Annotated in this window: 22 protein-coding genes and 1 tRNA gene; 15 read left to right on the top strand and 8 right to left on the bottom strand. The window is 61.4% G+C overall.

Annotated elements, in window-relative coordinates; all coding sequences use genetic code 11:
• Positions 1-29: 29 nt before the first annotated feature.
• A tRNA-Ser gene (locus ACM561_RS02500) sits at positions 30-119 on the bottom strand.
• 366 nt (positions 120-485) lie between these two features.
• Positions 486-1,613, bottom strand: a complete 1,128-nt coding sequence (locus tag ACM561_RS02505) for an ROK family protein (protein WP_425907792.1) — start codon at positions 1,611-1,613, stop codon at positions 486-488.
• Between the two features lie 306 nt (positions 1,614-1,919).
• Here ACM561_RS02505 and ACM561_RS02510 point away from each other — a divergent pair, with 306 nt between their 5' ends.
• The 15 genes from ACM561_RS02510 (at position 1,920) to ACM561_RS02580 (ending at position 18,167) form a co-directional block, all read left to right on the top strand.
• Positions 1,920-4,784 (top strand): hypothetical protein, encoded by a 2,865-nt coding sequence (locus ACM561_RS02510; protein WP_425907793.1) that lies wholly within the window; start codon positions 1,920-1,922, stop codon positions 4,782-4,784.
• Positions 4,785-4,864: 80 nt separating this feature from the next.
• Complete coding sequence (locus ACM561_RS02515; RefSeq protein ID WP_425907794.1) at positions 4,865-5,725, top strand: hypothetical protein; 861 nt, start codon at positions 4,865-4,867, stop codon at positions 5,723-5,725.
• Positions 5,726-6,008: 283 nt separating this feature from the next.
• Positions 6,009-6,539 (top strand): 50S ribosomal protein L21, encoded by a 531-nt coding sequence (rplU, locus tag ACM561_RS02520; RefSeq protein ID WP_425907796.1) that lies wholly within the window; start codon positions 6,009-6,011, stop codon positions 6,537-6,539.
• An 85-nt stretch (positions 6,540-6,624) separates the two neighbouring features.
• Positions 6,625-6,897, top strand: a complete 273-nt coding sequence (gene rpmA / locus ACM561_RS02525; protein ID WP_079445558.1) for a 50S ribosomal protein L27 — start codon at positions 6,625-6,627, stop codon at positions 6,895-6,897.
• Positions 6,898-7,034: 137 nt separating this feature from the next.
• On the top strand, positions 7,035-7,637 hold the full coding sequence (locus ACM561_RS02530) for a GNAT family N-acetyltransferase (RefSeq protein ID WP_425907798.1): 603 nt from the start codon (positions 7,035-7,037) through the stop codon (positions 7,635-7,637).
• 189 nt (positions 7,638-7,826) lie between these two features.
• On the top strand, positions 7,827-8,903 hold the full coding sequence (gene obgE, locus ACM561_RS02535) for a GTPase ObgE (RefSeq protein ID WP_425907800.1): 1,077 nt from the start codon (positions 7,827-7,829) through the stop codon (positions 8,901-8,903).
• A 106-nt stretch (positions 8,904-9,009) separates the two neighbouring features.
• Entirely contained in the window at positions 9,010-10,155 is a 1,146-nt protein-coding gene (gene proB, locus ACM561_RS02540; RefSeq protein ID WP_425907801.1) for a glutamate 5-kinase, read from the top strand.
• A 117-nt stretch (positions 10,156-10,272) separates the two neighbouring features.
• On the top strand, positions 10,273-11,565 hold the full coding sequence (locus ACM561_RS02545) for a glutamate-5-semialdehyde dehydrogenase (RefSeq protein WP_425907803.1): 1,293 nt from the start codon (positions 10,273-10,275) through the stop codon (positions 11,563-11,565).
• 91 nt (positions 11,566-11,656) lie between these two features.
• Complete coding sequence (locus ACM561_RS02550) at positions 11,657-12,271, top strand: nicotinate-nucleotide adenylyltransferase (protein WP_425907805.1); 615 nt, start codon at positions 11,657-11,659, stop codon at positions 12,269-12,271.
• A gap of 196 nt (positions 12,272-12,467) precedes the next feature.
• Positions 12,468-12,827: a ribosome silencing factor gene (gene rsfS, locus ACM561_RS02555; RefSeq protein WP_425909616.1), complete on the top strand. Its 360-nt coding sequence runs from the start codon at positions 12,468-12,470 to the stop codon at positions 12,825-12,827.
• A gap of 45 nt (positions 12,828-12,872) precedes the next feature.
• A complete protein-coding gene (rlmH, locus tag ACM561_RS02560) occupies positions 12,873-13,355 on the top strand; it encodes a 23S rRNA (pseudouridine(1915)-N(3))-methyltransferase RlmH (protein ID WP_425907807.1) in 483 nt (160 codons plus the stop codon).
• 139 nt (positions 13,356-13,494) lie between these two features.
• Complete coding sequence (locus tag ACM561_RS02565; protein ID WP_425907809.1) at positions 13,495-14,802, top strand: murein hydrolase activator EnvC family protein; 1,308 nt, start codon at positions 13,495-13,497, stop codon at positions 14,800-14,802.
• Positions 14,799-16,154, top strand: coding sequence for a S41 family peptidase (locus ACM561_RS02570; RefSeq protein ID WP_425907811.1), 1,356 nt, complete (start codon positions 14,799-14,801; stop codon positions 16,152-16,154). The genes ACM561_RS02565 and ACM561_RS02570 overlap by 4 nt, the downstream gene beginning before the upstream one ends.
• 155 nt (positions 16,155-16,309) lie before the next feature.
• Entirely contained in the window at positions 16,310-17,515 is a 1,206-nt protein-coding gene (locus ACM561_RS02575) for a divergent polysaccharide deacetylase family protein (protein WP_425907812.1), read from the top strand.
• Positions 17,516-17,666: 151 nt separating this feature from the next.
• Positions 17,667-18,167, top strand: a complete 501-nt coding sequence (locus tag ACM561_RS02580) for an RNA pyrophosphohydrolase (protein ID WP_425907814.1) — start codon at positions 17,667-17,669, stop codon at positions 18,165-18,167.
• Between the two features lie 45 nt (positions 18,168-18,212).
• Here ACM561_RS02580 and ACM561_RS02585 read toward each other — a convergent pair whose 3' ends face one another.
• The 6 genes from ACM561_RS02585 to ACM561_RS02610 all read right to left on the bottom strand — a co-directional run bounded on the left by ACM561_RS02585 (position 18,213) and on the right by ACM561_RS02610 (position 23,814).
• Positions 18,213-18,620: a F0F1 ATP synthase subunit epsilon gene (locus ACM561_RS02585; protein ID WP_425907815.1), complete on the bottom strand. Its 408-nt coding sequence runs from the start codon at positions 18,618-18,620 to the stop codon at positions 18,213-18,215.
• 146 nt (positions 18,621-18,766) lie between these two features.
• Positions 18,767-20,197: a F0F1 ATP synthase subunit beta gene (gene atpD / locus ACM561_RS02590; RefSeq protein ID WP_425907817.1), complete on the bottom strand. Its 1,431-nt coding sequence runs from the start codon at positions 20,195-20,197 to the stop codon at positions 18,767-18,769.
• A gap of 82 nt (positions 20,198-20,279) precedes the next feature.
• On the bottom strand, positions 20,280-20,684 hold the full coding sequence (locus ACM561_RS02595; protein ID WP_079445570.1) for an organic hydroperoxide resistance protein: 405 nt from the start codon (positions 20,682-20,684) through the stop codon (positions 20,280-20,282).
• A gap of 13 nt (positions 20,685-20,697) precedes the next feature.
• On the bottom strand, positions 20,698-21,576 hold the full coding sequence (locus tag ACM561_RS02600) for a F0F1 ATP synthase subunit gamma (protein ID WP_425907818.1): 879 nt from the start codon (positions 21,574-21,576) through the stop codon (positions 20,698-20,700).
• Between the two features lie 145 nt (positions 21,577-21,721).
• Positions 21,722-23,254 carry a F0F1 ATP synthase subunit alpha gene (atpA, locus tag ACM561_RS02605; RefSeq protein ID WP_079445572.1) on the bottom strand — a complete coding sequence of 511 codons (1,533 nt, stop codon included), beginning with the start codon at positions 23,252-23,254 and terminating at the stop codon, positions 21,722-21,724.
• The gene (locus ACM561_RS02610) at positions 23,254-23,814 is read right to left on the bottom strand and encodes a F0F1 ATP synthase subunit delta (protein ID WP_425907820.1); all 561 of its coding nucleotides are present in this window, start codon (positions 23,812-23,814) and stop codon (positions 23,254-23,256) included. Before ACM561_RS02610 ends, atpA begins: the two co-directional genes overlap by 1 nt.
• Positions 23,815-23,903 lie beyond the last annotated feature (89 nt).

The following is a 23,903-nucleotide window of genomic DNA, read 5'->3' on the forward strand; positions in this document are numbered from 1 at the left end:
ACTGATTTATAATTGATTCTTACGTTAAGTGGCGGAGAGGGAGGGATTCGAACCCCCGATAGGCTTGCACCTATGCCGCATTTCGAGTGCGGTGCATTCGACCACTCTGCCACCTCTCCAGGGGCCGCCCGGGCGGACGGGGCCGCGTTTAGCGCGTTTTCAGGCGAAGTGGAAACAGGTTCGCGCGAAGAACGCGCGCATTGATACATTGCCGCGGGATCAAATGCAAAATCGAACCGGCAGCGAGGTTCGCCATGGAAGCCGCGGACAAACTGAGGCCATCGGTGCCTCGTTGTGGCTGAGTGGTGGGACCGCCGGACGCGATAATAACCGGCGGTCCCGTGCCGCGGCATTAAAATCGTGGCCGGAAGTGCGGCTTCGCGGACCACCTGCGCGACCATCCGACCGTAGCGGTCTTTGCGCAACCGGCAACGCGATCCGGATTTTAACCTCACCAATCAAGGTTACTTTGTTGTGAAAGGAGATCAGTCCTTAGCTTTCCTGTCTTTCTTATCTTTGTCCTTTCCGTCCTCGAGATTCTTTTCTTTCTTGTTCTCATTCCTGCGATTGGTGTAGCGCGCGTTGCCAAGGCCGGTACCGATGGTCAATACGCCCCAGCGTTTGACATCCTGCATGTAGGGCATTTCGCTCAGGCCCTGCACCACGCCGTCGTTGTGCATGAGCACGGTGGTGTCGTGACCGCCGATCTCCGGAATGGCTTCGATCAACAAACCCGGCAGGTTGAACCTGCTGCTCTCCCAGTTCCCCGGAAGATTCTGCGCGCCTTTCTCGATCGATCCGTCCTCCTCGATTACGCCCGGACAGGAAATACCAATGAAAGGCGCGAGCTTTAGCCCCTGTTTTTCCGCCTGCGAAATGAGGTCCTTCAGCATCTTCGCTAGTTTCTTCACCGCGCTTTCGCGGGTTGGCTCGTCGTCGGCATGGCGCCACAGCTCGGACTTCCACACCCCGGCCCTGGACAGGTCGGCAGCCTTCTTCCATTTCGTTTCAACCACTCCGCAGCGGATGTTGGTGCCGCCGATATCAACCGCCAGAATGCTGTCGAACGCCTCGAAGATCCAGGAGGGCGCCAGATGCAGGCAGCCGATCAGCCCGGCTTCGTCGGGGTCGAAGCGAATCGGAATCAGGTGGATTTTGTGGCCCTCGCTTTTCAGCAACAGGTCGGCGCGAGCGATTGCGATCTCGCCGACACGGCTTTTTCGAAAGCCGCCGCCGACCACGATGCATTCGGTGTCGGTCCAAGCCTTGGTCTTAAGGAAGCGCCCGGTCACATAAGCCAGTTCCTGCGCGAATTCCTCGATCGCGCCGTGCACCAGCGCCGCGGCCTCAATGTCATCGCCGACCAGCATCTGATCGAGCGATCCTTTGCCGATCTCGGCGGATGGGGTCTTTCCGAGCGGATCGTCGCCGTTTTTCTTCAGCGGCTTGCGCAGGTCGTCGAGAATTTTCCGGAAAGCCCCCTTACAGGCGCGGTCACCGAGAAAACCCTCCTCGTCTTTCAATTCGATGTTGAAGCTGTCGACATCCACTGACGGCAGCCGCAGAACACCGTGCTTGCCGATGCCTGCGGTGCTTGCATTGCCTTCGGCCATTGCGCCCCTGCTATTGTTGGTTTTCCCGGAACACAACGGCGTGGGAACCGGATGGTTGCAACGGTCCGGTCAAATCGTCGCAGCGCCGGCCGCTCTTGCGGGCCGATTCCACGGGTACATCGAATCGAATCCCGCTGGAATCAGCGGGCTATGCACCCCCAACGCAGTGCGCCGCCCGGCCGGACAATCGGAGCATTGACCTTCCAGTTAACACCCGCGATACCGCTGTCTGGCGCCGCAAAAGGTTTGATGCTTACGTTCGGCGTAGACTGCAAGGCATTTTCAGAAGACCCAGTTTTTCACGCCGTGTCGTTTCGCGAAAACATTCGACCGACCTATTCAGGGCATTTCATTGTGGGATTTTCTTACCGAAGCTGTTTGCTCGTAGCCGCCTGCACATTCGGATTTGCCGGTTCAGCTCTTGCAGCTGATCTCGCCGGCACCTGGCAAGGCAATTATTCATGCGGCGCAAACCGCGACATTGCCTTCACGCTCGACCTGCAACAGTCGGACGCCAAATTCGAAGGCACTTTCCGTTTCGCTGTGCCGGAATCGCGCGACAAAGGCGGCGCTTACAAAGTCAGCGGCAGCATCGATGCCAAGGGCGGGTTTACTTTCGTGCCGCGCGACTGGATCGAACGCCCTAGCGGCTACACCGCGATCGGACTGGTCGGGCGCCTGCGCGACAATGGTCTGATGATCGAAGGCACCATGCCGGGCTGCGGCGGCATTGGCAACAATTTTACCGCCACGCGCAACACCGGAGCAGCGCCATCGGGTAACGCCGCGGCCGCGAACACGCCCGTCACAAAACCGCAACCGCCCAGCGGGGGCAAGCTTCAGGGACAATGGCGAGGCACCATAACCTGCACGGCGAAGCGGCGCGAGCCCGAGACACACGACGCGCAGGCCGACATCGTTCAGGACGGCGACCGACTGGCTACGATATTTCGATTTAAAACATTGAACAAGGCGCGCGCCGGCGTTGCCGAGACCGCCGAACAGGTCGTCGTTGCCACCGGCCATGCAGACGGCAGCCAGGTGAAATTTGACGCTGGTTTGGTAGTCGAGGGAAATCCGCGGTTCTCTTTCAGGATTGACGACGCGCTGCTCGATCCATCGGGCAAACAGCTAACGGGCAACCTGACGGCGTCCGACTGTCAACAGATCAAGCTTGAACGACACGGCGAGAGCAAGCCCATCGCGTTCAACGCCAACATGGCTGGCGTCTGGACCCACGCCGGCCGCGGCCATACTGACCTGACGGTGTCGTTTAGCAACGATGGCTTCGCCGAATTGTTCGCCTCCATGCCCGACGATCAACCGCCCGCCGCGCGCGACCGGCTGCGGCGCGTGCTGGTGCCGCTTTACGTCAACGATCACCGGACCATTCTCATGGTGGCCGGAACTCGTGAGGCCACCGGAATATTTCGGCCCGAAGGTAGCGGTCCGCAATATCATGTGCTGTCGCGGGCGCGCTCTTTCATTATATCGACCGTCGGTGACAACCTGGCTCTTGTGCCGGTGTGGAGCACGCGGGATATCTGGGAAGCGCCTGGGGGCGATGCACAGACTTCGCTGCGCAAGCCGCCCAACGAAATGCTGCTGACGCGCGCCGCCCCAATCTTGCAGAAGCAACTCGACGCGGGGCGAGCGCCACCGGTCAAGCTGGCGGATGGCATCGGTGGGCGGCTTGCCGCCGCGCCTTCGCGCCAAGATCAATGCACGGTGTTGGGAAACTGGATCGCGCCGTTCGTCGCCAGCTCCGACCTCAATCGCATGAGCCTCGATGCCGGCATACGCGTGATCATGGATGCCTTTGCCAATAAAGCTTTCGTGCCGGTGTTCGGCTTGCCGTTTGCGGACATGCAGGAGGCGCAACGGCGCTCGATCTGGGAGTTGATGCAGACCCATTGCATCCGCGCCATGAAAATCCAACCGCTCAACAATCTGGTGGTTACTAACCCGTTCTTGAATCAGCGCCACTTCGTCGACGTCGCGTCGCTGTTGTCCAACCGCGCCGAGGCGGACAAGTGGTTCGACGAAATGGTCCAGACCGTCGGGCAGCTGCCGCTGGAGCGTCCGGCGCTGGAACGTATTGCCGCGATCGGCAAGGAGGCGGCGAGCCGCTACAACGACGTAGCACCGGCGCGGAAAGCTGCTTTCGAAGATAGCCTCAAGACCAAAACCAATCAGGTGCTCGAGAGCGTTTTCAATCAGGATCTGAAGTCGCTGATCGCCAACGACGATAGTCTTGCAACATTGAGCAAGCTGTCGGACCTGCTCGGCACCATCCAGAAGTCGTCGCTGCCGCAAGAACGGCGGCAAGGTCTTGTGCAGCAAGCGGCGCCGAAGGCGAATGCGATTGCGCAGCCGCTTTACGTCAGGGCGGTCGCTCAGGCCGAGGCAGCACCGCAATCGCTCGATGGACTTGCCGCCATCCGGCGTATCTGGGCCGAACTCGCGCCCGTATCGCGCATGATGGCGGCGCATTTCACGCCTGACCGCGACGGGCTGTTGCGCGCCGTGTCGGCCCGCGAGCGCACTCTGTTGGACGACACCAAGATCCAGCAGGCGTTCCGGGCGGCGATGTTAGCGGTCAAACCGGCGGGCGATCCGGAGACCAGCGTGCGCAACGAAGCGTTGAAATATGTCGACGCCCGGACCATCGACGACGGACCGGGCGCGATCGGGGCCTATCAGACCGCCGTCGCCGACGGCGTCGCGCGCGCGGAAATGCAACTGATCGATTTCAGCGAGGGCAGCGCCCTGGCCGAGCCTGGCGAGCCGACCGCGGAAGACATCTTCCTGCTGGTCAACCAGCGGCTGACTAAGGCTAATCAAGCTATTCGCGACCTAGAGCGGCAATGCCTATCCGGCGGCTACCGCAACGACCCGGTCCTCGGCATCGAGTGCCTGCAAATCCTAGCGCTGACCGGCGGCAAGGGCGGCATGCGGGTGCGCCTGACCGCCTTCAAGAAAATCAGTTGCGCCAAGGATGCCGGCCAGGGCCGCTACCGCTGCCTGTTCTCGGTCTCTCATACCAGCAACAGTCCGGCGATCACCGGGCGATTGGGGCAGCTGTTCTCGGCGCCCGGCGTACAAGACAGCCTGTTCATCCGCAACACCGACGGCTGGACAATGGTCAGCGGAGGCCGCGATTCCCGATGAGCGAAACTTGGTGCAGCAACAGTCCCGCGCGTCGGACCGCACCTATCCGGTCGCGCCAGAACGTGACAATGAAGCAGCTGGTGACGCGGACTCACGTCGGCACCATGGTGAGCCTGACCTTGGCAATCGTGCTTGCCGCCCCCTCGCAAGGCGTCGCGCAGCAGCGGGTGCCGGCGCAATTTCAGGGCGTCTGGCAGAACATGGAAGGCAAATCCGGCGTCTGCAAACTGGCCGATTGGGGCACCGCCGCGCAGACAGATACGCATATCCGCATCAGTCCAGAATCCGTCGATTATCACGAAACGCAGTGCCGTTACACGTCGGTCCCGACCCCGAAGGCTGATAACGGCAGCGGTGCGATCCGGCTGACTCTCGCCTGTCGCGGCGAAGGCGAGACGTGGTCGGCGACCGAAATCTGGCAACTGCAAAAGATCAATGAGCAGTCCATGTTGCCGGTCGCCTCACTGAACAGCAAGCGCCCATACATTTTCGCCTATCAGCAGTGCGTTGCGGCCGCCCATGGTACGGCGCCGTCGGACAGCGGGGCGTCGTCGCCCGCGAACGCCCCGCCGGCCAAGCCGATCGCCGCCGCCAGCCTGCCCTTGCAGCGCGGATATTATGTCGCCAGCGACACCCCCTGTGGCCAGGCATCCCACGCCACGCTGCAATTGCTTCGCCGCGGCGGCATCGGCGCGGCCCGTACGCTCTGCGAATTCAAGGCGATCGAGCAGACCGGCCCGACCAGCTACCGCGTGCGGGAATCCTGCAGCGAACTCGACAGCACGACCGCCGCCACGGAGACTGTCAGCTACGAGATCGCAAACGACCGCAGCTTCACGACCCGACGTGCAGACGGCGCCGACTATAACGCCCGCTATTGCACCCAATCCAGTCTTCCAAGCCCTTGGCGCGATAACGATATTCGCGGCCTCATCAAATAGGCGGCCGTCAGGCCAGCGCGCCGCCGCCCTAGCAGGCCAGAATGGCCGAAAATCCGCCAAATCCGGCATTTTCGCCGGCATTTGCCGGGCGGTTGCCTTGACTCCCCTCGCTGGGCCACTATAAAGCCGCCAACCGGCGCAGGGTGCTTCCCGCGCCGCTTGTTTTTGCGCGGCCGGCAGGCCTTCGCCCCGAGCGCGCGGAAACGATATTAACCCATGCGACTGAACAAAAAGCCGGCCCGGACCTGTCCGAGGCCGGGATCGAACACGAAGGAATAAAACGATGTTCGCAGTCATCAAAACCGGCGGCCGGCAGTATCGTGTCGTTCCGGATGATGTACTTGAGATTGGCAAGATCGCCGGCGAGGTCGGGACGATCGTGCAGCTTGGCGAGGTTCTGGTGCTGGGCGGCGACACGCCTGTGCTTGGCGCGCCCACCGTGGCAGGCGCCTCGGTTGCGGCGGAAGTGCTGCAGCACAAGCGCGGTCCCAAGGTGATCGCATTCAAGAAGCGTCGTCGGAAGCATTCGAAGCGCAAGCGTGGTTATCGCGACGAAATCACGATGCTGCGCATCACCGAGATCCTGGCTGACGGCAAGGCTCCGACAATCGGGCCGCGCCCGAAGAAGGAAAAGGTCGTGAAGCCTGCCGAAGGCGAGGGTAGCGACGAGGCGCCGAAGGCAGCGACGAAAAAAGCCGATTCTAAAAAGACATCTGCCAAGAAAGCTGCTGCCGAGGCTCCGGCAAAGGAGGCTCCAGCAAAAAAGGCTCCGGCTAAGAAGGCCGCTGCCAAGAAGGCGAAATCCGACGATTAAGAGCAATTAAAAATCTCTGTGAGAGAAAATGAATGATTCTGTCACGGAAATGATCTAGAGATACGGACGAAGTTGGAGACGGGCGATGGCTCACAAAAAGGCAGGCGGTTCTTCGCGGAATGGACGCGATTCGCACGGCAAACGCCTTGGAATCAAGGCGTTCGGCGGCGAGCGCGTGATTCCCGGTAACATCATCGCCCGCCAGAGGGGGACCACCTGGCATCCCGGCCTTAATGTTGGCATGGGCACTGACCATACCCTGTTCGCCAAGGTCGAAGGTCGCGTCGCGTTTCGCGTAAAAGCCGGCGGCCGCACTTTCGTATCGGTCCTCCCGATGACGGAAGTCGCAGCCGAGTAGACGGTGGATGACATCACGTCCGCCGGTACCTGTTGAACCGGTGGGGCATTGATGGCTCCAAGGGGAGGCGGGAAACCGGCCTCCTTTTTTATTTTGCGCTCGCATGAAGGCTTGCGTTCGCATCACGGAGCCCGACCATGCTGCAGGACATGCCCATCCCCACGCCCTTGCTGCGCGATCGGCGGTCGTTTGCTCTTGAGACCGAGCGGTTGACGCTGCGCAAGCCGGCCCATGCGGACGCCAGGATCATTGCGGCGCTCGCTAACGACCGTCGCATCGCGGAGATGGCGCGCCGTCTGCCACATCCTTACACGCTGGATGACGCGGTTCGCTTCGTCGAAGCCGTCGCGTGCGATAGCCGCGAGATGGTGTTTCTGGTCGAGCACCATCATGTGCCGGTCGGAGTAGCTGGCGTTGATTGGAGTGAGCCAGATGCGCCTGAACTGGGCTATTGGTTCGGCGTGGATTATTGGGGCCGTGGCTTCGCTACCGAGGCCGCGCGCGCGGTGATCGACTACGCCTTTGAGGAGTATAACGTCGATCGCATGGTCTCCGGCGCGCGCGTGGTCAATCCGGCCTCGCGCAACGTGCTGGAGAAGTGCGGCTTCCAGTGGACCGGCGTCGAACTGCACCGAATCAGAGCGCTCGGCTCGTCCACGCCGATCGATCGTTTCCGTCTGTCCCGCAGCGTATGGTCGTCGCTGAAGCATTGGAATAGTGCCGCTCGTCGCGAACGGTGACATCTGAAAATCTTGGGGAACGGCATGCCGACGCGTTTTCTTCACCCGAGCCGGCATCCATCCCCGGGGCAAGCCCGAGGACATGCTTCGCCCGAAAGCGCTTCATCTGACGATTTCAGGCACCGGCTGTGATCCTATCAGGATGCACGGCCGTTGCCTCGCCAGTCCACCTATCCTACCTAATCGGTTATGAAATTCCTCGATGAAGCCAAGGTCTATATCCGTTCCGGCGATGGCGGTAACGGCTGCGTGGCTTTTCGCCGCGAGAAGTTCATCGAGTTCGGAGGTCCTTCGGGCGGCAATGGCGGACGCGGCGGCGACGTCATCGTCGAGGTCGCCGACGGTCTCAACACGCTGATCGACTACCGCTACCAGCAGCACTTCAAGGCCCCGAAGGGCGCCAACGGCATGGGCTCCGACCGCCACGGCGCCAACGGCAAAGACATCGTGCTCAAGGTACCGCTCGGGACCCAGATCATCGACGAGGATCGCGAGACGCTGATTCACGATTTTACCCAGCTCGGCGAGCGTTTCGTGCTGGCGGAAGGCGGCAATGGCGGATTCGGCAATGCGCATTTCAAGTCGTCCACTAACCGCGCCCCGCGCAACGCCAATCCCGGCCAGGTAGGGGAGGAGCGCTGGATCTGGCTACGGCTGAAACTGATCGCGGATGCCGGCCTCGTCGGGCTGCCCAATGCCGGCAAGTCGACGTTTCTCTCCAAGGTCAGCGCAGCGAAGCCGAAGATCGCGGACTATCCGTTCACGACGCTGCATCCGCAACTCGGCGTGGTGAATGCGGATGGCCGTGAATTCGTGCTGGCGGATATTCCCGGCCTGATCGAAGGCGCGCATGAGGGCGCGGGACTCGGCGATCGTTTTCTCGGACATGTCGAGCGCTGCCGCGTGCTGCTGCATCTGGTGGATGCCAGCGGCGATCATGCGGGCCGTGCCTACAAGATCGTGCGCGGAGAAATGGAGGCTTACGACGGAACGCTCGCGGAGAAGATGGAGATCGTGGCGCTCAACAAGATCGACGCGGTATCGGCCGAAGATTTGAAGAAGCAGCGCGACCGCCTCAAGCGCGCCGCGAAGAAGGTACCGCTGCTGGTATCAGGTGTCACGGGCGATGGTGTGCCGGAAGCATTGCGCGCGCTTGTCGAGGTCATCGGGCAAGCGCCCGTCTCGGACAAGGCCAAGGGCGCGGATGCTTCGGTTGCGAAGGCAATGAAAACGCCGGTGGCCCGGGCCAAGCCGTGGTCACTCTAGGCGATACCCGCGTAAGCAGGAACGATCCCATCGGTATTCCGCTTTCCTAGCCGCCGCTTTCATGTGATGACAGCTGCGCTGTCGTTTCGATTGACCGTCGATTGCCATGACCCGCCCACATCTCAAGAAATTTCGTCGCATCGTCGTCAAGGTCGGCTCGTCCCTTCTGATCGATGCCGCGGCGGGCAAGGTGCGCGCGGCGTGGCTGTCGGCGCTGGCCGCCGATATCGCGGCGCTTCATGGCGACGGCTGCGATGTGTTGATCGTCTCGTCCGGCTCGGTCGCGCTCGGCCGCAGCAAGCTCAAGTTGCCGCGCGGCCCGCTGAAGCTGGAGGAAAGTCAGGCCGCAGCCGCGGTCGGGCAGATCGCACTGGCCCGGATATGGTCGAAAGTGTTGGGCGACCACGGCATCGGCGCGGGGCAGATTCTAGTAACATTGCAGGACACCGAGGAACGCCGTCGCTATCTCAATGCGCGCTCGACCATCGCAAAGCTGCTCGAGTGGCGCGCGGTCCCGGTCATCAATGAGAACGACACGGTGGCCACCAACGAAATCCGCTACGGCGACAACGATCGCCTTGCCGCGCGGGTCGCCACCATGGCGAGCGCGGATTTGCTGATCCTGTTGTCGGACATCGACGGGCTTTATGACGCGCCGCCTCATCTCAATCCGGAGGCAAAACTGATTCCGGTAGTGAAGAGGGTTACCGCGGACATCGAGGCGATGGCAGGCAGCGCTGCGTCCGAACTGTCACGCGGCGGAATGCGGACCAAGATCGAGGCAGCGAAGATCGCAACAACCGCCGGCACGCACATGCTGATCGCTTCCGGCAAGATCGAGCATCCGCTGCAGGCCATTATGGATGGTGGCCCCTGCACATGGTTTCTGACGCCAGCGAATCCGGTCACGGCGCGCAAGCGTTGGATCGCCGGTTCGCTGGAGCCCAAGGGGACGCTGACGATCGATGCCGGCGCGGTTACAGCGCTACGCGCCGGCAAGAGTTTACTTCCGGCGGGCGTGACCCGGATTGATGGGCATTTCGCGAGGGGCGATGCCGTCATCGTGCGCGGCCCAAATACGCATGAAGTCGGCCGCGGTCTCGTCGCCTACGATGCAAACGATGCCGACAAGATCAAAGGGCGCTCGTCTTCCGACGCCGCACAGCTTCTGGGGGTCAGCGGTCGCTCCGAAATGATCCATCGCGACGATCTCGTGGTCGGTGGCCTGCCTGGCGAGACTGACAGTGTCTGAATTCAATGTCGCGGATACGGGCCCGGCCTTATCTTCATGACGCGTCATTGCCTCGCCGGCCCCGGATTTCTATGCTAGGGATACAACGAGAGAACGGGAACGAAGACTGTTACCTGAATGACTGCTTCCCTGAAGGCGATCGGCACCTCGGCCGATCTTCCGGTCTTGATGAGCGACCTTGCAACACAGGCGCGCGTAGCCGCGCGAGCGCTCGGTCTTGCTTCAACGGCGCAGAAGGATCAGGCGCTTGATGCGATGGAGCGCGCGATCCGGAAAAATGCGGCTGCGATTCTCGAGGCCAATGCGGAAGATGTCACTGATGCACGCGACGGCGGTGCGACGGCGGCGTTTATCGATCGCCTCACGCTGACGCAAGCGCGCGTGGAGGCGATGGCTGACGGCGTGAAGGTCGTTCGCGAGATCGACGATCCGGTGGGGCGCGTCGCCGAGCGCTGGCAGCGACCCAATGGCATGACCATTGAGCGCGTGCGTGTGCCGCTCGGGGTGGTCGCCGTGATCTTCGAGAGTCGTCCCAACGTCTGCGCCGACGCCGGCGTGCTGTGTCTCAAATCCGGCAACGCTGTAATCCTGCGCGGTGGCTCGGAAAGCTTTCGCTCATGCCGTGCGATTCATGATTGTCTGGTGCAGGGATTACGCGAGGCGCAATTGCCGGAAGCGGCGATCACGCTGGTGCCGACGCGGGACCGTGCTGCGGTCGGGCTGCTATTGAGCGGGTTGAACGGCGGCATCGACGTGATCGTGCCGCGCGGCGGCAAAAGCCTTGTCGCGCGCGTCGAGGCCGAGGCGCGTGTGCCGGTGTTTGCGCATCTTGAGGGTGTCAATCACGTCTATGTCGACGGCGCTGCCGATCTTGCGATGGCGAAGGCGATCGTGCTCAATGCCAAGATGCGTCGCCCAGGCGTTTGCGGTGCAGCCGAGACGCTGCTGGTCGATCGCGCCGGTGCGCGGGACACTCTGAAGCCGCTGATCGAAACGCTGATCGATGCCGGCTGCGAGGTGCGCGGCGATTCCGTCGTGCAGAGTATTGATCCGCGGGTTAGGCCCGCGACCGATAATGACTGGGACACCGAATATGGGGAAGCGATCATTGCTGCGCGCGTGGTCGAGGGTTGCGGTGGTGCCATTGATCATATCCAGCGCCACGGCTCGCACCACACAGACGCGATCGTGACCGAGGATCCCGAAACGGCTGCCCGGTTTCTTAACGAGGTTGATTCAGCGATCGTGCTGCATAATGCTTCGACGCAATTTGCCGACGGCGGCGAATTTGGCTTTGGCGCCGAAATCGGCATCGCCACAGGCAAATTCCATGCGCGCGGGCCGGTTGGCGCTGAGCAACTGACCAGTTTCAAATATCGCATACATGGTAGCGGGCAGGTCCGTCCGTGAGCGCAATTGGATCATCCTGCGGGTTGCGCGGGGATTGATTTTGGGGTCGCGTTCCGTCGTTTCAGACGCCATCCCGCTTCATTCCGATGGCATGCGCATAGGTTTGCTTGGCGGGTCGTTCAACCCGCCTCACGCCGCGCATCGTGCCGTCAGCCTGTATGCCCTGAAGCGGCTGGATCTCGACCGGGTCTGGTGGCTCGTTTCACCCGCCAATCCGCTCAAGGATGCGCGGGCGCTGCGCGCTTTCAGCGAACGCGCTGCTGCGGCGTCGGCAATAGCCAGTGATCCGCGGATCGATATCAGTTGTCTCGAAGCTGTCATCGGAACGCGCTACACCATTGACACCATAACCTATCTGCGACGCAGGTGCGCGAACGTGCACTTTGTCTGGATCATGGGCGCCGATAACCTGGAGCAGTTTCATCGCTGGGAAAACTGGCCGCGGATCGCTGCCGCGGTGCCGATCGCGGTGGTCGATCGTCCGCCGCACAGTTTCCGCGCCCTTGCGGCGCCAGCCGCGCAGGCGCTTGCGCGGTGGCGTTTGCCCGAAGCCAGGGCCGACCGGTTGGCCACGCACCGCCTGCCTGCCTGGGTTTTCCTCACGGGAATGAAATCGCGGTTGTCCTCGACCGGACTGCGGAACCGGGATGGAACATGGATGGACGGAAGCTTAAAACATGAAGGAGCGGTCTCACTGGAATATTGAAACTTCTGCCCCTACATGCGTATTATAACCCATCGGTGCCGGGAATCGGCGTCGGTACAGCGAAAGGAAATGGTCCCTGACCGCACCTGTATTGTCCAGGTCTGCTTCATCCTCCTCGCCGGGATCGTCGGCGCTGAAGAGAACGAAGGCCAAGACCGACGGGCCTAGAACACGAAGGACTTCGGCAGACGCCGTCATTGCGGAGGCGTCGCCGGATGTCGAACAGACCCTTAAGCTGATCCTTTCCCGCCTCGAGGATATGAAGGCGGAAGATGCGGTCACCATCGACCTACGCGGCAGGTCGGCTTATTCGGACTACATGGTCATCGCCACAGGTCGGTCCAATCGCCATGTCGGGGCTGTCGCCGAGAATGTGGCCAAGGGCCTCAAGGATGCCGGAGTCAAGAAAGTCCATATCGAGGGCATGCCCAATTGCGACTGGGTACTGATCGATTCCGGCGGTGTGATCGTGCATGTGTTCAGGCCTGAGGTTCGTGAATTCTACAATCTCGAGAGATTGTGGATACAAAACACGGCAACGGCGAAGACGGTCTGAACCGTTCGCCGCTGCGATTCAATTTTCGCATGTTAGCGTGCGCAGATGCGACTCGTCGTCGTTGCCGTTGGTCGTCTTAAGCAGGGTCCTGAGCGGGAGCTCGCCGATCGCTATCGCGGACGCTTTGAGGATATCGGGCGCAAGCTTGGCTTTCGCGGCTTGGATATCCATGAAATTGCGGAAAGCCGCGCCCGCGATGTTGAGCAGCGCATTCGCGAAGAGGCGGTCGCAGTCCTTGCTTTGGCTCCCGAAGAGATGGTCCTGGTGGCGCTGGACGAAAAAGGTAAAAATATCGACAGCGCCACGTTTGCGGAACATCTTGGCCGCTGGCGGGATGAGTCGGTGGCGAGCACTGTTTTTGTCATTGGCGGCGCGGACGGACTTTCGCCCGAATTGCGGCGCAGGGCTAGATTGAGCGTTGCGTTCGGTGCTGCCACTTGGCCGCATCAGATGGTACGCGTCATGTTGCTGGAGCAGATCTACCGGGCCGCGACCATCCTGGCCGGCCATCCTTATCACCGCGGTTAGTGCGCTCGGCTGAGCACGCCGGCGCGAACGGATTAACATAGTGCGAGCAAACGAGCGCCGATCACCTGAATTGGGACTGATCCAGGGCCTCCGTTCACGGTCCCAGGAGGTGCGGTTCGGACAGTCGCCACCTGCTTCCATGCTTGTGATCTCAGCTTGTCTGCTTGCGGGTCTTTCGTCTGCGGTTTCGCCATCCGTGATGGCGCAGACCGGAACACCCTCGCCGGCAAACCCGTCGTCGGACGACATCAAACAGCGCGAGCGGGATCTGGACGCGGTACGGGCGCAGCAAAAGAGCGCGGTTGAATTGCAGGAGCGACTGAAGGCCGACATTGCGGCGATTGGTCAAAATCGCGCCAAGCTCAATCAACAGTTGATCGATGTCGCCGCCAGTGTCCGTGACATCGAGACCAATATTGCAGAGGCCGAAGCGCGCCTGCTGCCGCTCGACGCCCGCGAACAGGAAATCCGAGCCTCGCTGGATTCGCGGCGGTCGGAGATCGTGGAGGTGCTCGCCGCCCTCCAGCGTGCCGGCCGCCGCACACCGCCCGCTTTGCTGGTGCGGCCGGAGGATGCTTTGCAATCTTTGCGCACCGCGATTCTGCTCGGCTCCGTTGTGCCGGAGATGCGCGTGCGTGCGGAAAAGCTCGTGGCTGATCTCGATGAACTTGTCGGCCTTCGGAAATCAATCGCTGCCGAGCGAGATCGAATGGCGGCCAATCGCGACAGCCTCAAGGACGATCAAACCCGTTTGGCGACGCTGGTGGACGAACGACAACGGCAGCAAAGCGGTATTGAAAAAAATATGGCCGTGGAGGCGGCGCGCGCGGTCGAATTGTCGCGCCAGGTCGACACGCTGCAAGGCCTGATTGCGAAGATGGAGCAGGATCTCAAGAGCGCGGCCAATGCGGCGGCGACAGCCAGCCGGCAAGGTGTTCCGGGAGCGCTCAACGGCAAGCCGAATCTGGGCGCCCTCAAGGATCCCGGCCGGCTCAGTCCGGCTATTGCCTTTGCGTCGGCCAAGGGCTTGTTGGTGCTGCCGGTTAACGGCACGAAGATTCGTGACTTCGGCGGCTCCGATGGTGCCGGTGGCGCGGAAAAAGGCATTTCGTTAGCCGCCCGTCCTGGCGCTCAGGTCACGACACCCTGTGACGGCTGGGTGGTGTATGCGGGACCGTTCCGTAGTTATGGACAACTCTTGATCCTCAATGCCGGTGGCGGGTATCATGTGCTGATCGCCGGCATGGAACGTATTTCGGTTAACATTGGCCAGTTCGTGTTGACCGGGGAGCCGGTAGCGACGATGGGATCGACTTCCCGTGTCGCCTCGATTCTCGCGGCAAACGCTAGTCAGCCCGTCCTCTACATTGAGTTCCGTAAGGACGGCACTCCCATTGATCCAGCCCCGTGGTGGGTCGCAAACAAAGGTCAAAAGGTTCGCGGATGATGCGCAAGGTTTCCCTTATTGTTCTCAGCGCCGCAGCGGGTGCCGCGTTGACGCTGTTCGTGACACAGCCGCGGTCTATGACGATGGGATCAAGCGCGCGAGCCGCAACGTCGGATACCTATCGCCAGCTCAACCTGTTCGGCGATGTGTTCGAGCGTGTCCGCACCGACTACGTCGAAAAGCCTGACGACAGCAAGCTGGTCGAATCGGCGATCAGCGGCATGCTCACGGGTCTTGATCCGCATTCGAGCTACATGGATGCGAAGAGCTTCCGCGATATGCAGGTGCAGACACGCGGTGAGTTCGGGGGGCTTGGCATCGAGGTCACGATGGAGGATGGCCTGGTCAAGGTGGTCTCGCCGATCGACGACACGCCGGCATCCAAGGCGGGTATCCTGGCAAACGACATCATCACCAATCTCGACGACGAGGCGGTGCAGGGACTGACCCTCAACCAGGCCGTCGACAAGATGCGCGGTCCGATCGGCACCAAGATCAGGCTAAAGATCATCCGCAAGGGACAGGACAATCCGATCGACGTGACGCTGGTGCGCGACAACATTCGTGTCCGTTCGGTCCGTTCGCGGATCGAATCCGACGACGTCGCCTATATCCGCATCACGACATTCAACGAGCAGACCACCGAGGGGCTCAAGAAGTCGATTTCCGACCTGCAAAGCCAGCTTGGCGACAAGCTCAAGGGTTACATCATCGACCTGCGCAACAACCCGGGCGGGCTGCTTGAGGAAGCGGTGACCGTTTCGGATGCCTTCCTCGATCGCGGCGAGATCGTGTCGACGCGCGGCCGCAATGCCGAGGAAACCCAGCGGCGCAGCGCGCATCCCGGCGACCTCACCAAGGGCAAGCCTGTGATCGTTCTGACCAACGGAGGGTCGGCATCGGCTTCCGAAATCGTCGCCGGCGCGTTGCAGGACCACAAGCGGGCAACATTGATCGGGACCCGTTCGTTCGGCAAGGGCTCCGTGCAGACCATCATTCCGCTCGGGTCGGGCAATGGCGCGCTTCGGTTGACGACCGCGCGCTATTACACGCCATCGGGCCGTTCGATTCAGGCCAAGGGCATCGTTCCGGATATCGAGGTGCTTCAGGATGTGCCGGATGAACTGAAGTCACGAACCGACACCAAGGGCGAGGCCTCGCTGCGGGGGCACCTCCGAAACGGCACCGACGAGAAGACAGGCTCGCAATCCTACGTCCCGCCGGACACCAAGAACGACAAGGCCCTCAAGATGGCCGATGACCTTCTGCACGGCGTCAGGGTCAACGCCTCGTCGTCGGCCCCCGGCAACAAGGCGGCGATTGAAAAACCCGCAAACAAGGCAGCGAATTGATCCTCTGAAATCATCCGGTTTCTCGGATTCGGGCGGCCTCTGGGTCGCCCGAATTCGTTTGCGAGTGGGGTCGCTTCAGGCGTCGCTGCCAGATCTCGCGTTGCCGCCTTTGCGAGCGCCCATGGTATTCTCGATTCGGATGATTCGAGGGGGCCATGGCCGATACCACCGACGATCTCAGCACGCCGCTTGGACAGAACTCCGCGCCCAAGCGCCGCTTACGGCTTCCTGTCACGCTGCCACAGGTGGCCGGTTTTTTGCTGGGATCGATCCTTGTCGTCTTCCTGGGCTTCGTTTTCTTCAATCACGATCCTCTCGGCGGCGAACCTGTGGCGCGGGTTGCGATCCAGCAGACCTCGGTCAGCGACGATAAGGCTGCGGCCATCAGATCCGCGCCGAAGCAGCCGGACAGTGCCGCCGCCGTTGCCGCTCAATCCGCAACCGGACAGAAGACCATCACCATCATCGATGGATCCAGCGGATCGCGTCAGGACGTCGTCGTCTCCGGTCCTGATTTCAATACGGCGGACGCTGGCTCACCGGCGGTAGCAACGGGAGTCGGTCAGCATCTGTTGGAGAAGTCGCGTTATGGAATGATTCCGGCTATCGCTGCTGACGGGCTGAAGCCTTTCAAGGCTTATGCAATGGGCACCGAGGCGGATCGCGCGAAGGCTGCAAAGACGCCGGTGGTTGCCATCGTGGTCAGCGGTCTCGGCGTCGGTGCGACGAAAACCACCGATGCAATCATGAAACTGCCGGCTGCCGTAACGCTGGCGTTCACACCCTATGGCTCTGATCCGGGTAAGATGGTGGAACAGGCGCATGCGCAACGTCACGAGGTGCTGCTGCAAGTCCCTATGGAGCCCTATGATTATCCCGACAACGATCCCGGACCGCAAACCCTGCTTACGACCCTTGGCGCCGAGCAGAATATCGATCGCCTGCATTGGCAGCTGAGCCGCTTTCAAGGCTATGTCGGCCTGACCAATTTCATGGGAGCGCGTTTTGTCACTGCGGCCACGGTCATGCAGCCATTCATTCGCGAGGCAGCAGGGCGAGGTCTCGGCTACCTCGACGACGGAACTGCGCCGACGAGCGTCGTCGGTCAACTTGCGGAAAGGCAGGCTATGCCTTTCGCCAAGGCCGACCTGACCATTGATGCGGTTCCGACCTCGGTGGAGATCGACAAGGCGCTCGCAAGACTTGAGGAACTGGCAATGAAGCGGGGGATCGCCGTGGGCATGACTTCGGCGCTTCCAGTTTCCATCGACCGAATTGGCGCTTGGATCAAGGGTCTCGAAAGCCGTGGCGTGATGCTTGTGCCATTGACAACCGCGATGCTGAAATCAAAATCGAGCTAGCCTTCCGCATTTGATAGAATCAGAAGCGTGGCTCCGTGATTTTGGCTGACGCGTTTTCTTCACGCGAACCGGTATCCACTTCGCTCGAAAACGCTTTAATCCGAGTCCCTTCCGTTCTCAGGGCGGAGGAGGCGTGTAGGACATTGATGGAATGGCGCGTTACGACGATCTACCCTACCGCACTTGCGTCGGCATGATGCTGTTCAACGAGAGGGGGCTCGTTTTCATTGGTCGCCGCGCAGGCATTGAGCAGGTCGATGACCAGCATGTCTGGCAGATGCCGCAAGGCGGCGTCGATCCCGGCGAGGACACATGGCTCGCGGCGAAACGCGAACTCTATGAGGAGACCAGCATTCGCTCGGTCGAGAAGCTTGCCGAGGTATCTGACTGGCTGATCTATGACATTCCACGCACCGTGGCCGGACGGGCCTGGAAGGGCCGCTATCGCGGACAGCGCCAGAAGTGGTACGCGATGCGCTTCACCGGCAAGGACAACGAGATCGACGTCGCTAATCCGGGCGATGGCCACAAGCCAGAATTTATCGCCTGGCGCTGGGAGCCGATGCAGAACCTGACCCGGTTAATCGTGCCTTTCAAGCGCCCGGTCTATGAGCGCGTGGTCAAGGAATTCACGAGCCTCTCCGGCGGTTAGAACACATGCGCGGCGCATCCGAAACCCGATCACCGGCTATGTGGCTCAGTGCATTGCCGTCGTATTGAGCTGACTCTGAATGCTCTTGAAATGATCCAGCCGCTCGATGGCCCTGTCGAGCTCGGAGCCTTCCTTTTCCGCCAACTGGGCTTCCATGCTCGCGATCGTGTCAGCGAACTGGGTACGATCAAGTTCCTCGATGGAGGTGGCTACGTCGGCGAGGATGGTCAGGCCCTTCTCTGAGACCTCGGCGAGGCCGCCGAGCACGATGATCTTCTGTCGTGTGCCGCCAGCGGTGACGGTCAGGATTCCGGGGCGGATCGCCGCAACGACGGGCGCGTGGCCGGCAAGGACGCCGAAGTCGCCCTCGACGCCGGGGATGTCGACCTGATCGACTTCGCCGGAGAAAGCGAGCTTTTCAGGGGAGACGAGATCGAAATGGAAAGTCGCCATGGTACTCAGTCTCTCTGTTGTCACCCGCGGGCTTGACCCACGGGTCCATCAGTCAAGATAGTCTGTCTATCGATGGATTGCCGGGTCATAGGCGTTCTTTAGAACGCCGTTCTTCGAACGGCTATCCCCGGCAATGACGCAGTTGTTTAAGCCGCCTCGGCCGCGAGCTTCTTGCCCTTCTCGACGGCTTCCTCGATGGTGCCGACCATATAGAACGCCGCTTCCGGCAGATGGTCATATTTGCCTTGGCAAAGGTCGCGGAAGCCCTTGATGGTGTCGGCGAGATCGACGAACTTGCCCGGCGAGCCAGTGAACACCTCGGCGACGAAGAACGGCTGCGACAGGAAACGCTCGACCTTGCGGGCGCGGGCCACCGTGAGTTTGTCCTCTTCCGACAGTTCGTCCATGCCGAGAATGGCGATGATGTCCTGCAGCGACTTGTAACGTTGTAGAACCTGCTGCACGAGGCGCGCCGTCTGGTAGTGTTCCTCGCCGACGATCAGCGGCGACAGCATGCGCGAGGTCGAGTCGAGCGGGTCCACCGCCGGGTAGATGCCTTTTTCCGAAATGGCGCGGTTGAGAACCGTGGTGGCGTCGAGATGAGCGAACGAGGTGGCCGGCGCCGGGTCGGTCAGGTCGTCGGCAGGAACGTAAATCGCCTGCACCGAGGTGATCGAGCCCTTGTTGGTGGTGGTGATACGCTCCTGCAGCGCGCCCATGTCGGTGGCGAGCGTCGGCTGATATCCAACGGCGCTGGGGATGCGGCCGAGCAGCGCCGACACTTCAGAGCCCGCCTGCGTGAAGCGGAAGATGTTGTCGACGAAGAACAGCACGTCCTGGCCCTGGTCGCGGAAGTGTTCTGCGACCGTGAGGCCGGACAGCGCAACGCGCGCACGTGCCCCGGGCGGCTCGTTCATCTGGCCGTAGACTAGCGCACACTTTGAGCCTTCGCCGCCGCCCTTCTTGTTGACACCGGATTCGATGAATTCGTGATAGAGATCGTTGCCTTCGCGGGTACGCTCGCCGACGCCGGCGAATACCGAATAACCGCCGTGCGCCTTGGCGACGTTGTTGATCAGTTCCTGAATCAGCACCGTCTTGCCCACGCCGGCGCCGCCGAACAATCCGATCTTGCCGCCCTTGGCATAAGGCGCCAGCAGGTCCACGACCTTGATGCCGGTGACGAGAATTTCCGCCTCGGTTGACTGGTCGGTATAGGACGGCGCCTCTTGGTGAATCGGACGCAGGTCGTCGGCCTTGACCGGGCCCTGCTCGTCCACGGGCTCGCCGATCACGTTCATAATGCGACCCAGCGTGCCTGCGCCGACCGGCACCCGGATCGGCGCGCCGGTGTCGGTAACGTCCTGGCCGCGCACCAGACCCTCGGTGGTGTCCATCGCGATGGTGCGCACCGTGGATTCGCCAAGATGCTGCGCTACTTCCAGAACCAGGCGGTTGTCGCCGTTCTTGGTTTCGATGGCGTTGAGAATAGCCGGCAGGTGACCTTCGAACTGTACGTCGACGACGGCGCCGATGACCTGCGTGATGCGTCCGGTCTGATTGGCGGGGGATGCCATTAGAAATATCTCCTTAGAACTCGTTTTAGTTTGCGCGTGATCTAATCTGAAAACCGGTTTCCACTTTTCAGGATCAAGCGCTTTAGACGGCGGTCAATTTGACGGGCACATTACCCTTGGTCGCCTTGGAATAAGGACAGATGGTGTGAGCGTCTTCGATCAGCGCTTGCAGCTTCGCCTTGTCGGCACCGGGCAGAGCGACCTTCAATTCGGCCGCGAGCGAGAATGCGCCGTCATCGATATTAAGCGTGACTTCGCAGGTCACCCTGGCGGCCTGCCCGTCGAGACCATGCTTCTTCGCCAGAACGAGAATGGCCTGTCCAAAGCAGGAGGACCAGCCAAGTGCGAACAGCTGTTCCGGATTGTGGCCGTCGCCGGCACCGCCGAGATCCTTCGGAAGCGCCATCGCCAATGCCAGCGCACCGCCGTCGAGGACGGCGCGGCCATTGCGGCCGCCGCTCGTTGTCGCCTTCGTGACGTAAGCCATGAACGCTCCTGTGCTAGATGGCCTCGGCGCCGGAGATGATTTCGATCAGCTCCTTGGTGATCATCGCCTGGCGGGTCCGGTTGTAAACCAGCGTTTGCTTACGGATCATGTCGCCCGCGTTACGCGTCGCGTTGTCCATCGCCGTCATCTGTGCGCCGTAGAACGAGGCGTTGTTCTCCAGAAGCGCGCGGAAAATCTGCACCGCGAGATTGCGCGGAAGCAGCCGGTCGAGAATCTCATCCTCTTCCGGCTCGTATTCGTAGGATGGCGCTGCATCGCCATTTCCGGCCGCAGCCTCGACCACAAGCGGAATGACCTGCTGGGCGGTCGGAATCTGTGCAATGACGGACTGGAAGCGTGAATAGAACAGGGTGCAGACGTCGAACTCGCCGGCGTCGAACCGAGCCAGCACTTTCTCTGCAATCGCTTCGGCATTGACGAAGCCGAGCTGGCGCACCGAGCGCAGTTCGACGGTCTCGACAATCTGCTTGTCGAAGTTGCGGCGAAGCTGCTCGTAACCCTTTCGCCCGACACAGAAGAACTTGACCTCCTTGCCCTGGTTCATCAAGGCGAAGGCCCTTTCACGGGCCAGGCGGACAATGGCCGAGTTGAAAGCGCCGGACAGGCCGCGCTCTCCGGTGCAGACCAGAAGCAAGTGAACTTGATCCTTACCGGTGCCGACCAGAAGCGGCGACGCGTTGGGCGAGCCGGCCGCGGCGCTGGCAATGTTTGAAATCACCGTGTCCATTTTCTCGGCGTAGGGCCGCGCTGCTTCCGCGGCGTTCTGCGCGCGGCGGAGCTTGGAGGCCGCCACCATCTGCATGGCTTTGGTAATCTTTTGTGTCGCCTTGGTAGAGGCGATGCGGACCCGCATGTCTTTAAGGCTGGCCATCGATAACCCTGTCTATCTCCTGCTCGGCCTTTCGCCTCTCTCGCTTGCGGGGAGGGCGAGGGAGGGGTCCGACGCGATTTGTATCACTTGTTCCATTCCACCGGCTGCGCCGGCTGACCTCCCAAAAGCGGGAGATGTGAAAGGATCAAGCAAAGGTCTTGGCGTAACCCTCGACGGCAGCCTTGAGCTTGGCGGCGGTATCGTCACTCAGGTCACGGCTTTCACGGATGGCATTGAGAATGTCGGCGTTCTTGCCGCGCAGCAGCGACAACAGTCCGTCCTCAAACGCGCGCACCTTGTTGAGCGGCAGCGGATCAAGGTAGCCGTTGGTACCGGCCCATATCACCACCACCTGTTCTTCCATCTTCAGCGGCGAGAACTGCGGCTGCTTCAGGAGTTCAGTCAGGCGCGAGCCGCGGTTGAGCAGGCGCTGGGTCGAGGCGTCGAGGTCGGAGCCGAACTGCGCGAAGGCCGCCATTTCGCGGTACTGCGCGAGTTCGCCCTTGATCTTGCCGGCGACCTTCTTCATCGCCTTGGTCTGCGCCGACGAGCCGACACGCGACACCGAAAGACCGACGTTCACCGCGGGGCGGATGCCCTGGAAGAACAGGTCGGTTTCGAGGAAGATCTGCCCGTCGGTGATTGAAATCACGTTGGTTGGAATGTAGGCCGACACGTCGTTGGCCTGAGTCTCGATCACCGGCAGCGCGGTCAGCGAGCCGTTGCCTTGGCTGTCGTTCAGCTTGGCGGCGCGTTCCAGAAGGCGGGAATGCAGGTAGAACACGTCGCCCGGATAGGCTTCGCGGCCCGGCGGGCGGCGCAGCAAAAGCGACATCTGACGATAGGCGACGGCCTGCTTGGAGAGGTCGTCATAAATAATGACGGCGTGCATGGCGTTGTCGCGGAAGTATTCGCCCATGGTACAGCCGGTGAACGGCGCGAGGTACTGCATCGGGGCCGGATCGGACGCGGTCGCGGCGACGACGATCGAATATTCCAGCGCGCCCTGTTCTTCGAGCACCTTGACGAACTGCGCCACGGTGGAACGCTTCTGGCCGACCGCGACGTAGACGCAGTAGAGCTTCTGGCTCTCCGGGGCGCCAGCGACGTTTAGCGGCTTCTGATTGAGAATGGTGTCCAGCGCAATCGCGGTTTTGCCAGTCTGGCGGTCGCCGATGATCAACTCGCGCTGTCCGCGGCCGATCGGGATCAAGGCGTCGATGGCCTTGAGGCCGGTCGCCATCGGCTCGTGGACCGACTTACGCGGAATGATGCCGGGCGCCTTGACGTCAACGCGCTTGCGCTCGGTGCCCTGGATCGGCCCCTTACCGTCGATCGGATTGCCCAGCGCGTCGACCACGCGGCCGAGCAGGCCTTTGCCGACCGGCGTGTCGACGATGGCGCGGGTGCGCTTGACGGTCTGACCCTCTTTGATCTCGCGGTCGGCGCCAAAAATCACAATACCGACATTGTCGGTTTCGAGGTTCAGCGCCATGCCGCGCGTGCCGTTTTCGAACTCGACCATCTCGCCGGCCTGGATGTTGTCGAGGCCGTAGACGCGGGCAATACCGTCGCCGACGGACAGCACCTGTCCGACCTCCGAAACTTCGGCTTCTTTGCCGAAATTCTTGATCTGATCCTTCAGGATCGCGGAAATTTCCGCGGCGCGGATGTCCATCAGCCTGCCTCTTTCATCGCGTGCTTAATCGAATTGAGTTTGGTCCGGAGCGAAGTGTCCACCATGCGGCTGCCGAGCTTGACGACAAGTCCGCCGATGATGGACGGATCGACTTTCACGTTGAGCGTGATGTCCTTGCCCGTCACTGATTTCAGCGCGGTTTTCAGCGCGGCCAGATTCTTGTCATTGAGCTTCTCGGCGACGGTAACCTCCGCCGTGGCCTCGCCCTTGAACTTCGCGACCAGCGCGCGAAACGCCCGGATCACGTCGGCAACCGCAAACAGCCGGCGGTTGGCAGCCAGGACTTTCAGGAAGTTTGCGGTCGTGCCGCCGATCCCGGCCTTGTTCAGCACGGCGGCGAGTGCCTTGCTTTGCGTATCGGCGCTGAAAACCGGACTGCGCACGAGGCGCACAAGTTCAGCGCTGTCCGCCAACATGGCATCGAACTTGTCGAGGTCGGCCTTGACGGCGTCGATCGATTTGTCTTCGCGCGCCAGTTCGAACAAGGCCGTCGCATAACGGCCGGACACACCAGAAACCGAGGGATCTACAGCAGCCACCAGAGCGCTCTTCAAGCTGTCAAACTCGCAAGGGAAAAGCCGTCGCCGAACAACGGCGCCAAAGCGGCCCAAGCCCTTGGAATTCAAGA

Origin of the sequence: Nitrobacter sp. TKz-YC02 (assembly GCF_049852135.1) — a bacterium.
Lineage (GTDB): Bacteria > Pseudomonadota > Alphaproteobacteria > Rhizobiales > Xanthobacteraceae > Nitrobacter > Nitrobacter vulgaris.

What these genes read in the sequence shown, in the direction of transcription:
- ACM561_RS02595 (WP_079445570.1), bottom strand. Translation starts at nt 20,684, where the DNA reads ATGGCTTACGTCACGAAGGCGACAACGAGCGGCGGCCGCAATGGCCGC.
- ACM561_RS02505 (WP_425907792.1), bottom strand. Translation starts at nt 1,613, where the DNA reads ATGGCCGAAGGCAATGCAAGCACCGCAGGCATCGGCAAGCACGGTGTT.
- ACM561_RS02545 (WP_425907803.1), top strand. Translation starts at nt 10,273, where the DNA reads ATGACTGCTTCCCTGAAGGCGATCGGCACCTCGGCCGATCTTCCGGTC.
- proB (WP_425907801.1), top strand. Translation starts at nt 9,010, where the DNA reads ATGACCCGCCCACATCTCAAGAAATTTCGTCGCATCGTCGTCAAGGTC.
- obgE (WP_425907800.1), top strand. Translation starts at nt 7,827, where the DNA reads ATGAAATTCCTCGATGAAGCCAAGGTCTATATCCGTTCCGGCGATGGC.
- ACM561_RS02530 (WP_425907798.1), top strand. Translation starts at nt 7,035, where the DNA reads ATGCTGCAGGACATGCCCATCCCCACGCCCTTGCTGCGCGATCGGCGG.
- rpmA (WP_079445558.1), top strand. Translation starts at nt 6,625, where the DNA reads ATGGCTCACAAAAAGGCAGGCGGTTCTTCGCGGAATGGACGCGATTCG.
- rplU (WP_425907796.1), top strand. Translation starts at nt 6,009, where the DNA reads ATGTTCGCAGTCATCAAAACCGGCGGCCGGCAGTATCGTGTCGTTCCG.
- ACM561_RS02600 (WP_425907818.1), bottom strand. Translation starts at nt 21,576, where the DNA reads ATGGCCAGCCTTAAAGACATGCGGGTCCGCATCGCCTCTACCAAGGCG.
- ACM561_RS02575 (WP_425907812.1), top strand. Translation starts at nt 16,310, where the DNA reads ATGGCCGATACCACCGACGATCTCAGCACGCCGCTTGGACAGAACTCC.
- ACM561_RS02565 (WP_425907809.1), top strand. Translation starts at nt 13,495, where the DNA reads ATGCTTGTGATCTCAGCTTGTCTGCTTGCGGGTCTTTCGTCTGCGGTT.
- rlmH (WP_425907807.1), top strand. Translation starts at nt 12,873, where the DNA reads ATGCGACTCGTCGTCGTTGCCGTTGGTCGTCTTAAGCAGGGTCCTGAG.
- ACM561_RS02570 (WP_425907811.1), top strand. Translation starts at nt 14,799, where the DNA reads ATGATGCGCAAGGTTTCCCTTATTGTTCTCAGCGCCGCAGCGGGTGCC.
- atpD (WP_425907817.1), bottom strand. Translation starts at nt 20,197, where the DNA reads ATGGCATCCCCCGCCAATCAGACCGGACGCATCACGCAGGTCATCGGC.
- ACM561_RS02580 (WP_425907814.1), top strand. Translation starts at nt 17,667, where the DNA reads ATGGCGCGTTACGACGATCTACCCTACCGCACTTGCGTCGGCATGATG.
- ACM561_RS02550 (WP_425907805.1), top strand. Translation starts at nt 11,657, where the DNA reads ATGCGCATAGGTTTGCTTGGCGGGTCGTTCAACCCGCCTCACGCCGCG.
- ACM561_RS02585 (WP_425907815.1), bottom strand. Translation starts at nt 18,620, where the DNA reads ATGGCGACTTTCCATTTCGATCTCGTCTCCCCTGAAAAGCTCGCTTTC.
- atpA (WP_079445572.1), bottom strand. Translation starts at nt 23,254, where the DNA reads ATGGACATCCGCGCCGCGGAAATTTCCGCGATCCTGAAGGATCAGATC.